Origin of the sequence: Streptomyces sp. TRM68367 (assembly GCF_014495685.1) — a bacterium.
Classification (GTDB): domain Bacteria; phylum Actinomycetota; class Actinomycetes; order Streptomycetales; family Streptomycetaceae; genus Streptomyces.
Map to the genome: position 1 here is coordinate 1 of NZ_JACTVI010000165.1, position 9,768 is coordinate 9,768.

A 9,768-nucleotide genomic window follows, 5' to 3' on the forward strand; every position below is an offset into this window, starting at 1 on the left:
TGGCAGTTCACCAAGTACGGACTGGTCGTGACTGCCGTGACCGTCGCTCTGTCCCTGGTCTACGTGTGGCTGCGCTACTTCGCCCTCGCCTGACCTGGCCGGGAACGCCAACACGGGAACCGGAGGACGCTGAGCTGCTCAGTGCCGTTGCCACCAACTCTTGTGCTGTGGCGGTCGCTTCAGGCCGGAGGACTCCAGGATCCCCTGGCACACCGTGTTGTCGATGCGCTGTCCCAGGCGGTCAAGGACGTCCGAGCCGCATACCAGCGTTCCTCTCACGATCGAACGGCGGGCGCCGTTGTCGAGTGCGTGCCACAGCAGCGGGTTGGCGACCAGGACCCGCGGGTCCAGGACGAGTCGTTCACCTTGTGTGTCACGCAGAACGAGGCGCTGTGCCACACCCTCGGACATGTGGACCGTCGCCAGGCGATCCGTGCGCACGCGTTGGCAGGTGAAGAGGCCCCGTGCTTCCCATTCGTGCTGCTCGGCCCTGACCCTGGGCGGCGTCAGGACGATGAGAAGCAGCCCGCTCGCCACCGCCCACGACACGAAGTGCCCGACGGTGGGTTCCATCAGGCACAGATCCAGCAGTGCCAGGGCAGTGAACAACAGTGCCCCGCTGACAACGGCACTGCGCAGTTCCGGTGCCCAAGTCCGGTCATGAATCACGTTGGCGGTCGCCGGACGAGAACCCCTCGGCGAGCCGTGGTGGCCGTGACGCCGTCTCATGCTCCAAGACTAGAAACCGCACCGGCAGTTGTCTGCGCCCGTGACACGACCGGGTGATGGCGACCGGGCACCGGAGCGCCACCCATGACGGGTTCCGCGGCCCAGCTGCGAATCGTGCCCAGCTTGCCGTGAGCTGGTGGCCGGGGCACTGGGTGTTGTAGCCCGTCGCGGTGGCCGTGGATGGTCGGGAAGCTCAGCCAGCTGCGGCCGCTGACCCCGACGTGAGCGTGGTGGTGGCGGTCGGGCTCACGCCGTACTGGCCGAGCTTCCACGCCGCGGGGGCAAAGCAGTCGGTGACTCGGACCTCGCAGGTTCCGCGGTGGCATCGCCGCTCACGGAGGCGTCCGCGGGACGGTGACTCGCTCACGGCCAGTCAGCGCCGCCTGCCGCTCGGCGGCATCTCCTGCTCGCTGAGCATCTCCTGCCGCCGCGCCGTCTCCGCTGTACGGTCAGGCGGCGCGATCGCGCGTCCGGGGCGAGCCCTCAGGTCCGCTGCACGACACGCGCCGGAGGTGCGGGTCGGTCTCGTCGCGAAGGACGGGCGCCGGACCGGTCAGGGCGCCGCCGATGCCCTCAGCAGGCCTGGACGACCCGGTTTCGGCGGGCTGGCGGTAGTGCAGTAGCCGTGCCGACCGGCGGACCAGCCGCCAGGCGGCGACCAGCGCCACAACCGGCACGGTCAGGCGTAGCGCGCCGGCCGCGATCCCCACGGGCAGGAGTGCGGCCACGAGGACCGTCGCTCCGGTGCTGAGGGCCCAGGCGACAGCGGTCAGCAGCGAGAACGCGACCGAGACCGGCACCCCACCGAGACCCCAGGCTTCAGGGTCCACGTCCGTGTCGAAGGTGTCCACGCGGGCGGCGCCCGCCGCGACCAGCAGCCAGAAACAGACGACCACGACGAGGGCGGTGGTGAACAGGATCGTCGGCAGGCCCGTGGCAGCCTCCACAAACGCCCGCACGTCCCAGCCCCTCTCCCGTTCAGGGCATGCGTCCATCGCGCACGGCTCCCCGGCCGACTCCGGCCCGGACACCTGCCGATGTCCGGCACCGGAACCATCCACCGTGCTCCCAGCACGTCATGCTGCACGACGGCACCCAGCCCATGCATTGCCGTGTCCCGGCAGTGTTCATGAGGGTCTGCATGCCGGTCAGCCGCTGAGAAACCGTCACCGGCGCATCAGGAATCCGGGAGGGCGACGTGACGGACCGGGAGATTCCCGAGCGGTATCTCGGGGCAGCAGTCCCGGCGAGCGGACAAGTGAGTGCGGCGCCCGGTCGGCGGCTGCCCCTGAGGGCGCACGGGTCGTTTGGTGCGGTATCCACGGGCACCGGATAGTGTCACCATGACGAGATGACGGATCCGACGAACAACCCGACCAGCCCGACCGACCCGCGCAGCACGGACAACGTGGTGAACTCGCAGCAGGCCACGGCCTGGAACGGCTACGAGGGCCGGCACTGGGCCGACCACCAGGACCGCTACGACGCCCTCAACGACGGTGCCAACGTCCCCCTCCTCGAGGCGGCGGCCCTCACACCGACCGACCGTGTCCTCGACATCGGCTGCGGCAACGGCCGCGTCACCCGCCTCGCCGCAGGCCGCGCCGCGTACGCCCTGGGCATCGACCTGTCGGCCCCCATGCTGGAGCGGGCCCGGGCGAGCGCCGCCGCCGAATCCGTCGGCAACGTGGACTTCGTACAGGCCGACGCGCAGGTGTACGGCTTCGAGGAGGCCGCCTTCGACGCCGCCGTCAGCCGCTTCGGCGTCATGTTCTTCGCCGACCCGGTCGAGGGATTCGGCACCATCGGACGAGCCCTGCGCCCCGGCGGACGTCTCGCCTTCGTCTGCCCGCAGGACTTCGGCCGCATGGACCAGTCCACCGTCTTCGCGGCGATCGCGGAGCACGTACGGCTGCCCGATCTGTCACAGTCCACCGGCCCGAGCCCGCTGGCTTTCGCCGACCCCGGCCACACCGGACGGGTCCTGGCGGACGCCGGCTTCGGCGACGTGGCCGTCGAGGACATCGAAGCGCCCCAGCACTGGGGCAGGGACGCCCAGGACGCCGCCCGCTTCCTCTTCGGCTTCGGACCGCTGCGCCACTGGCTGCGCGAGGCGAACGCCGATTCTGTCGCGGAGGAGCGCGCGCGGCAGGCCGCGGCGGACGCCTTCCGCGCGTATCAGGGCGCCACCGGCGTGCGGCTGATGGGCCGCTACTGGCTCGTCACCGCCGTGCACCCGTGATCATGAGCCGCGCGGCGGATGACCGTCAGGCGGGCGACGTCAGTCTCGGGCTGAACGAGTCCAGCGCCCGGATCCACAAGACGCTCTGCGGTGGCCGGAAACGGCCCCCACGAAAAGGGCCCCCACAGGCTCTCGCCTGTGAAGACCCTTCGCACTGTCGGGACGACAGGATTTGAACCTGCGACCCCTTGACCCCCAGTCAAGTGCGCTACCAAGCTGCGCCACGTCCCGGTGCGGCTCCCCGGCCGTGGGCCGGGTGAACACGCAGGTAAACCCTACCTCATACGCGCGACGGGCTCCGGCTCGGGGTCAGCCGCCGGGGCCACCGGACGTGCCGCGCGGCCGACCGGGACCAGCAGCGCCGCCAGGGCCGCGGCCAGGCACAGCAGGGCGAGCACGGCGCAGGCGAGCGCGCCCAGTGCGGCACCGGCGGTGAGCAGCGCCTTGGCGCCCAGCACCGGATCCAGCATGTGGGGCAGGGGCAGCACCGAGCCGTAGACGAACATGCCGGCCCGTCTCAGTCGACCGGCGGCGTCCCGTGCGTGTGGAAGGACTCGATGGTCTTCAGGCCCCAGGCCTGCCCCTTGGCGCGCTCGGCCTTTGTTGCCGCAGTTCTGACGGTCACTCACCTCGGGCTGGTCGACCGCCACTTGGAGGAAGAGGTAGTCGACGTCGGCGCGCGGGTCGGGCGAGGCCGACACCACGGCCACCTTGCTGGTCAGCGGGTGCGCCCCGCCCAGGCCGTCGAGCTGGCGCGGGTCGGGGCTGCCCATGATCCGCAGCAGGCCGTCGCGGGCGGCGGGGTCGGCGGGCAGGTCCCCGGCCAGGAAGTAGGCGCCCTTGGAGGTGCCGCCGCGCATGAGCATGCAGGGCACGGTCACGACGGCCCACCGTCCGGTACGCAGTCGTCGTACGACCGGCAGGTCACGCCCAGCTGGACGAGCTTCTCGCGCAACCCGTGGCGGTCCAGGCGTACGCCCTGCTGGACCGGGCGGATGCCGGGGCCGAGGAGCCCGGTGCGGTCCATGGCCTCGTGCACGGTGACGACGCCGTACGCGGCGACGGCCTCGACGTCCTTCAGGGCCGCCTTCGGCGGGTTGGTGACGATCACGCCGCTCATGCCAGCTCCTTGGTGACCTGCGGGTAGAAGCGCATGTAGGCCTCGGCCATGGCCTTGTGCGGCAGGCCCAGGCTGGGTCCCGCGTTGCGCCCGAGCTGGACGCGGCGGCGGACGGCGAGGTCGGTGTAGTAGTACCTTGCGCTTGATCTCCCCCACCTCGGTGATGTCGAGCAGGTCCTCGGGGCGCAAGCCGCCCATCTCCGGAGCCGTACGGTGGGCGGCCGGGTGGTCGCCGTCGTAGGGGTCCCCGCCGCCGGGCGGGTGAGCACGACGTCGGGCTGCGTCTCGCGGTGGACGGTGACGAGTCGGTCGGTCAACTCGGGGGTGGGGAGCAGCGGATGATCGCCGGCGTCGAAGAAGCGGACCTCGGCCGCCCCGGGCGGCGGCCGCCGCGCGATCGCTCCGCCGGCCCGCCAGACGAAGTCACCCGCGTGGGCGGTGACGACGAGGGTGGATCGTGGGGTAGCGGGCGGCTGGGCGTGCGTCATCGCTGAGATCGCTCCTCTTTCAGGCGGTTCGCCTTCGGGGCGCTGCAGCCTGTGTCGGCGTCGGTCGTCGCGCCGGGCGTCAGTCGCGCAAGGCGGCGATCACGCTGGTGAGATGGGCGCGGACGGCCGCCTCGGCCGCCTGCGGGTCCCTGGCCCTGATCGCCTCGATGACGGTCAGATGCTCGTTCAGGGATTGCTGCGGGCGCCCCGGCCGCAGCGCCAACTGGAAGCGGTGGCGAACCAGTTGGGCGTTGAGCCGCTCCAGCAGCTCGACGGCCGTCCGCTGGCCGGAGAACTCCCGGATCCGGGCATGCAGTTCGTGGTTGAGGTCGGAGTAGGTCAGCGGCTCGCCGTCGGCCACCGCCTTGGACATCGCCGTGCCCAGGTCGGTCAGTGCGGTCAGTTGGTCGTCGTCGGCCGCGACGGCCGCCTTCGCCGCGCACAGCCCTTCGAGGGCCATCCGGCACTCGGTGATCTCGACCGCCTCCTCCACGGTCACCACCCGCACCCGCGAACCCCGGTTGCGGATCCGCTCGACCAGGCCCTGGGCCTCCAGGTCGATCAGCGCCGCCCGGATGCTGGCCCGTGTCACACCGAACTGCTCGGCGAGTTCGTTCTCCACCAGCCGCTGGGCCGGCGCCATCTCGCCGTGCAGGATCGCCTGCCGCAGCTGCGCGCATGCATGCTGTTTGGCCTGCTCTCCGGTGCTCGGACGGGCTTGGTTCGGCATCGCTGCCCTCCCTGAGTGAGTGCGTGTCGAACGTAAATCTAGCCAAACAAGATTGTCAACAATTTTGTCCAGGACATTGCGCACGCCCATGCCCTCGGGCACTGCGCTCAGAGAGCGGCCGTCGCCGGTTCCGCGCCCTCGTACGCCGCCCGCAGTACGGCCAGCACGCCGCCCCCGGTGACCTTGCGGGGGTTGGCGTACGACTCCCCCGCCGTACGTTCGGCCGCGTCCGGCAAGTCAATCTCCGCCAGGCCGAGTTCGGCGAGGGAGCGGGGTGCGCCCAGGCCCACGGCCAGGTCCCGCAGGGCGCGCGGGGCGTCGTCCGCGTCCAGGGCGCGGGCCACGGTGGCGGCGGCCTGCGGGGCGGCGGGTGTGTTGTAGGCCAGGGCGTACGGCAGGACCACGGTGTGGGTCTCGGCGTGCGGGAGGCCGAAGGTGCCGCCGAGGACGTGGCACAGCTTGTGGTGCAGGCCCATGGTGGTGGCGCCCAGGCAGGAGCCGCACAGCCAGGCGCCGTACAGGGCGCGGCTCCTGGCCTCCAGGGACTCAGGGCCGGCGGCCACCTCGGGCAGTGCCCGCGCCATCGCCCGGACGCCCTCCTCGGCCAGCAGCGCGATGAGGGGCGAGGTGTCGGGGGCGTACAGCGCCTCGACGGCGTGGGCGAGCGCGTTGACGCCGCTGGTGACGGAGAGCGGCACGGGCAGGGAGAGGGTGAGGCCGGGGTCGTAGACGACGCTGCGGGGCAGCACGGCCGGGTTGCGGCCGGTGCGTTTGACGCCGTGTTCGGTCAGGCCCCAGACGGGGGTCATCTCCGAGCCGGAGTAGGTGGACGGCACGGCGATCAGCGGCAGGCCGGTGCGCAGGGCGATCGCCTTGCCGAGGCCGATCGACGAGCCGCCGCCCACCGCGACGATCCCGTCGGCGCCGGCCGCGTGGGCCACCTCGACGGCCCGGTGGGCGACCTCGGCGGGTACGTGCATGCGGGCCCCGTCGTGCAGGCCCGCGCAGGCCGGCCCCAGCGCGGCGGCGACGGCCCGCGCGGTGTCCGCGCCGCGGCTGCCGCAGATCACCAGCAGCCGGCGCAGCCCGAGCCGTTCTGCCTCGCCGGGCGTCGCGGACACCGCGGCGCCGGGCCGGAAGACGACCCGGGTGGGCAGGGCCTCGTAAGAGAAGTTCAGCGTCACGAGGGCTCCAGTACGAGGTCGAAGCGGGCGTGCCGGAAGGGGGTCGCCACCCCGAACTCCCGGGCCAGCGACGGGTCGTCGGTCGGCGCGAAGTCGTGCACGAGGCTCTGCTTGACGGCGAACACCGCGTCGGAGTCCAGGTGGGCGCCGCCCGCGACGAAGATGTGCGTGGTGACCGGGGTGTGCTCCGGGGCCGAGGCGATGAAGTGGATGTGGGCGGGACGGTAGGGGTGGCGACCGGTGGCCCGGAGCAGGTCGCCTACGGGTCCGTCGGTGGGGATCGGGTAGGGGCTCGGCACGCAGGTGCGGAACCAGAAGCGGCCCTCGGCGTCCGTGGTGAACAGGCCGCGGCCGTTGCCCGGCGGCTGTACGTCCGGCCGCTGCACGTCGTAGAAGCCGTGCGCGTCGGCCTGCCACACGTCGAGGCGGGCGCCGGGCAGCGGGGTGCCGTCCCGGGACAGGACCCGGCCGCTGACCACACAGGGCTCGCCGTCGCCCACCAGGTCGATGCTCGCGCCGAGTTCCCGCACGGGCGACTCGGTCATGTGGAACGGTCCGAGGACCGTGGACTCGGTGGCACCGGACGCGTGGTCGCCGTTGATGGTCTCGAGGAGCATCGACAGCCCGAGGACGTCCGACAGGAGGACGAACTCCTGCCGGGTGTCGGTGCAAGCCTGCCCGGTCGCCGTGAGGAAGCCGATCGCCCGCTCCCACTCCTCGCGGGTCAGGCGGGTCTCGCGCGCGAAGGCGTGCAGATGGCGGATCAGGGCGGTGAGCAGGTCGCGCAGCCGGGGGTCCGCGGTGCCGTTCAGGCTGTGCACGGCCTCGTCGGTGACCGTGGTGTCAGTGGCGTCGGTGGTCATGGCGGCTCCCTGCCCGGTAGGCACGTCACCCATGTCCACCGTACGCACAGTCACGTCATCGGCGTCAGGTCCCGGCAGGGGCTGCCGTCGTTCCCCGGATCTCCAGCGTGGGCGCGGCGAGGTGCACCTGCCCCTCTCCCCCGGCCCGCTCGAAGCGGTCCAGGAGGCAGCGGGCGGCGCGGCGGCCGACCTCGTGGCTCGCGCTGTCGACGGTGGTGAGCCAGACGTGGCGCAGCCGGGAGATGCTCGTGTTGTCGTAGCCGACCACGGACACGTCGTGCGGGACCCGCAGGCCCAGCTCCTCGGCCGCCGACAGGGCGCCGACGGAGGCGATGTCGTTGACGGCGAACACGGCGGTGGGGCGGTCGGGGCGGCTGAGCAGGCGGACGGTGGTGCGGTAGCCGCCCTCCTCGGTCATGTCGCTGGGTTCGACGAGCGCCCCGTCCGCGAGGCCGTGGGCGCGCATGGCCGCCTCGAAGCTGCGGCGGCGCAGGTCGCCGACGGCGCCGTAGCCCGCGATGTGCGCGATCCGGCGGTGGCCGAGGCCGATGAGGTGCTCGGTGACCAGCCGGGCGCCGTGCTCGTCGTCGCCGGCGACCCGGTCCACGCCGGGCGGCACCGGCTCGTGGGCGCCCGCCAGCACGACCGGCATCCGCTCGGCGACCGCCCCGAGCGCGGCCGGGTCGGGCAGCGTGCCGACCACCACCAGGCCGTCGACCCCGAGGTGCAGGAGCGGACCGGTGGGGTCCTGGCCGGTGCGGCGGTTGAGGCGGGCGTCGGCCAGCAGCATGTGCAGGCCGCCCGCGTACAGCAGGGAGTTCAGGCCGTCGAGGAGGTCGACGAACCAGGGGTTGCGCAGGTCGTTCATGAGGACGCCGACCGTGCGGGTGCGCTGCTCGCTGAGGCTGCGCGCGGCGGCGTTCGGCCGGTAGCCCAGCTCCCGGACAGCCCGCAGCACCGCCTCCCGCTTCTCGGGGCGCACCTGGCCGGAGCCGCGCAGCACCAGCGACACCAGCGACTTGGACACGCCGGCCCGGTCGGCCACGTCGCGGATCGTCGGCGGTCTCATGCCTGGACCGTTCCATGGGCCGTTCCCCCTTGTCAAAGAGTTGACACAGTGGTGAAACGGCGCCCACTGTGGGCGAGACAGTTCTGGAACGGTCCAAAGAGGGGCTCTCATGGTGGACAGGCTCGGTGTCGCCGTCGTCGGATTCGGCTGGATGGGCCGGGTGCACACCCAGGCGTACGCGCGCGTGCCGCACCACTATCCGCAGCTGCCCCTGCGCCCGGAGCTGGTGACGGTCGCGGAGGAGGTGCCGGGCCGGGCCGAGGAGGCCGCCGCGCAGTTCGGGTTCGCCTCGACGACCCGCGACTGGCGCGAGGTGGCCGCCGACGCGCGCGTGCGGGCGGTCAGCATCACCGCCCCGAACTTCCTGCACCGCGAGATCGGCGTGGCGATGGCCGAGGCCGGCAAGCACATCTGGATCGAGAAGCCGGTGGGGCTCACGGCCGAGGACGCCCGGGCCGTCGCCGGCGCGGTCGCCAAGGCCGGCGTCCAGGGCGCGGTCGGCTTCAACTACCGGGGCGCGCCTGCCGTGGAGGCGGCCCGCGAGCTGATCGCCTCCGGTGAGATCGGCACGGTCACGCATGTGCGGATCCGGTTGTTCAGCGACTACGCGGCCCACCCCGACGGCGCGCTGACCTGGCGGTACGAGCGGGAGCGCGGCGGCAGCGGCGTGCTGGGCGACCTGGCCTCGCACGGCGCGGACCTGGCCCGCCATCTGCTCGGCGACATCGACTCCCTGACCGCCGACACGGCGATCTTCCTGTCCGAGCGGGCCCGCTCCGTGGGCGCCACTGCGGGGCACACGCGCGCGTCCGGCGGCGAACTCGGCCCGGTCGAGAACGAGGACTACGTCAGCTGCCTGCTGCGCTTCGCCTCCGGCGCCCGCGGCGTCCTGGAGGCCTGCCGGGTCTCGGTGGGCGAGCAGAACAACTACGGCTTCGAGGTGCACGGCACCAGGGGCGCGGTGTTCTGGGACTTCCGCCGCATGAACGAGCTGGGCGTCAGCCGCGGCACGGCCTACCAGGACCAGCCCGTGAGCACCGTGTACGTCGGCCCCGGCGCCGGCGAGTTCGCGGCCTTCCAGCCGGGCGCGGCGAACGCCATGGGCTACGACGACCTCAAGGTCATCGAGGCGGCCCGCTTCCTGCGCTCGATCGCCGAGGGCGCCCCGCACGGAGCCACCCTGGCGGACGCCGTGCGCAGCGCGGCCGTACTGGAGGCGATGGCGCGCTCGGCGCAGTCCGGTGCCTGGGTGACCGTCTAGTGGTGTGTCGCTGCTTAATTACGGTGTGTCTGGTTGGGAGGTTGGTGTCTGGCAGATTCCTTCCCCTTTGCCAGACAGGGCT

General features: G+C 72.4%; 8 protein-coding genes, 1 tRNA gene and 3 pseudogenes. 2 read left to right on the top strand and 10 right to left on the bottom strand.

Annotated features, from left to right (window positions below):
* Nucleotides 1–138 precede the first annotated feature (138 nt).
* Together H8R17_RS43015 and H8R17_RS43020 are read right to left on the bottom strand one after the other, a co-directional pair.
* Nucleotides 139–609 carry a hypothetical protein gene (locus tag H8R17_RS43015; RefSeq protein ID WP_187828621.1) on the bottom strand — a complete coding sequence of 157 codons (471 nt, stop codon included), beginning with the start codon at nucleotides 607–609 and terminating at the stop codon, nucleotides 139–141.
* Between the two features lie 569 nt (nucleotides 610–1,178).
* Nucleotides 1,179–1,724, bottom strand: coding sequence for a hypothetical protein (locus H8R17_RS43020; protein WP_187828622.1), 546 nt, complete (start codon nucleotides 1,722–1,724; stop codon nucleotides 1,179–1,181).
* A gap of 356 nt (nucleotides 1,725–2,080) precedes the next feature.
* Between H8R17_RS43020 and H8R17_RS43025 the strand changes: the two genes are divergently transcribed.
* Entirely contained in the window at nucleotides 2,081–2,971 is an 891-nt protein-coding gene (locus H8R17_RS43025; RefSeq protein ID WP_187828623.1) for a class I SAM-dependent methyltransferase, read from the top strand.
* 157 nt (nucleotides 2,972–3,128) lie between these two features.
* Here H8R17_RS43025 and H8R17_RS43030 read toward each other — a convergent pair.
* The 8 genes and pseudogenes from H8R17_RS43030 to H8R17_RS43065 all read right to left on the bottom strand — a co-directional run bounded on the left by H8R17_RS43030 (nucleotide 3,129) and on the right by H8R17_RS43065 (nucleotide 8,425).
* Nucleotides 3,129–3,202, bottom strand: a tRNA-Pro gene (locus H8R17_RS43030).
* 335 nt (nucleotides 3,203–3,537) lie between these two features.
* Nucleotides 3,538–3,837: pseudogene (locus H8R17_RS43035) on the bottom strand (PrpF domain-containing protein); the annotation flags it as partial.
* A gap of 101 nt (nucleotides 3,838–3,938) precedes the next feature.
* Nucleotides 3,939–4,091: pseudogene (locus tag H8R17_RS43040) on the bottom strand (4-carboxy-4-hydroxy-2-oxoadipate aldolase/oxaloacetate decarboxylase); the annotation flags it as partial.
* Nucleotides 4,088–4,579: pseudogene (locus H8R17_RS43045) on the bottom strand (hypothetical protein). The pseudogenes H8R17_RS43040 and H8R17_RS43045, both read right to left, overlap by 4 nt.
* A gap of 79 nt (nucleotides 4,580–4,658) precedes the next feature.
* Complete coding sequence (locus H8R17_RS43050) at nucleotides 4,659–5,309, bottom strand: GntR family transcriptional regulator (RefSeq protein ID WP_187828624.1); 651 nt, start codon at nucleotides 5,307–5,309, stop codon at nucleotides 4,659–4,661.
* A 107-nt stretch (nucleotides 5,310–5,416) separates the two neighbouring features.
* Nucleotides 5,417–6,487, bottom strand: a complete 1,071-nt coding sequence (locus tag H8R17_RS43055; protein WP_187828628.1) for a maleylacetate reductase — start codon at nucleotides 6,485–6,487, stop codon at nucleotides 5,417–5,419.
* Between the two features lie 2 nt (nucleotides 6,488–6,489).
* Entirely contained in the window at nucleotides 6,490–7,356 is an 867-nt protein-coding gene (locus H8R17_RS43060) for a dioxygenase (RefSeq protein ID WP_187828625.1), read from the bottom strand.
* Between the two features lie 64 nt (nucleotides 7,357–7,420).
* Nucleotides 7,421–8,425: a LacI family DNA-binding transcriptional regulator gene (locus H8R17_RS43065; protein WP_187828626.1), complete on the bottom strand. Its 1,005-nt coding sequence runs from the start codon at nucleotides 8,423–8,425 to the stop codon at nucleotides 7,421–7,423.
* A gap of 109 nt (nucleotides 8,426–8,534) precedes the next feature.
* On the opposite strand from H8R17_RS43065, the gene H8R17_RS43070 reads away from it, so the two are divergent.
* Nucleotides 8,535–9,686 carry a Gfo/Idh/MocA family protein gene (locus tag H8R17_RS43070; RefSeq protein WP_187828627.1) on the top strand — a complete coding sequence of 384 codons (1,152 nt, stop codon included), beginning with the start codon at nucleotides 8,535–8,537 and terminating at the stop codon, nucleotides 9,684–9,686.
* Nucleotides 9,687–9,768: the final 82 nt, after the last annotated feature.

Coding starts and splice junctions, on each gene's coding strand:
- H8R17_RS43020 (WP_187828622.1), bottom strand. CDS start 1,724: ATGGACGCATGCCCTGAACGGGAGAGGGGCTGGGACGTGCGGGCGTTT.
- H8R17_RS43025 (WP_187828623.1), top strand. CDS start 2,081: ATGACGGATCCGACGAACAACCCGACCAGCCCGACCGACCCGCGCAGC.
- H8R17_RS43050 (WP_187828624.1), bottom strand. CDS start 5,309: ATGCCGAACCAAGCCCGTCCGAGCACCGGAGAGCAGGCCAAACAGCAT.
- H8R17_RS43060 (WP_187828625.1), bottom strand. CDS start 7,356: ATGACCACCGACGCCACTGACACCACGGTCACCGACGAGGCCGTGCAC.
- H8R17_RS43065 (WP_187828626.1), bottom strand. CDS start 8,425: ATGAGACCGCCGACGATCCGCGACGTGGCCGACCGGGCCGGCGTGTCC.
- H8R17_RS43070 (WP_187828627.1), top strand. CDS start 8,535: ATGGTGGACAGGCTCGGTGTCGCCGTCGTCGGATTCGGCTGGATGGGC.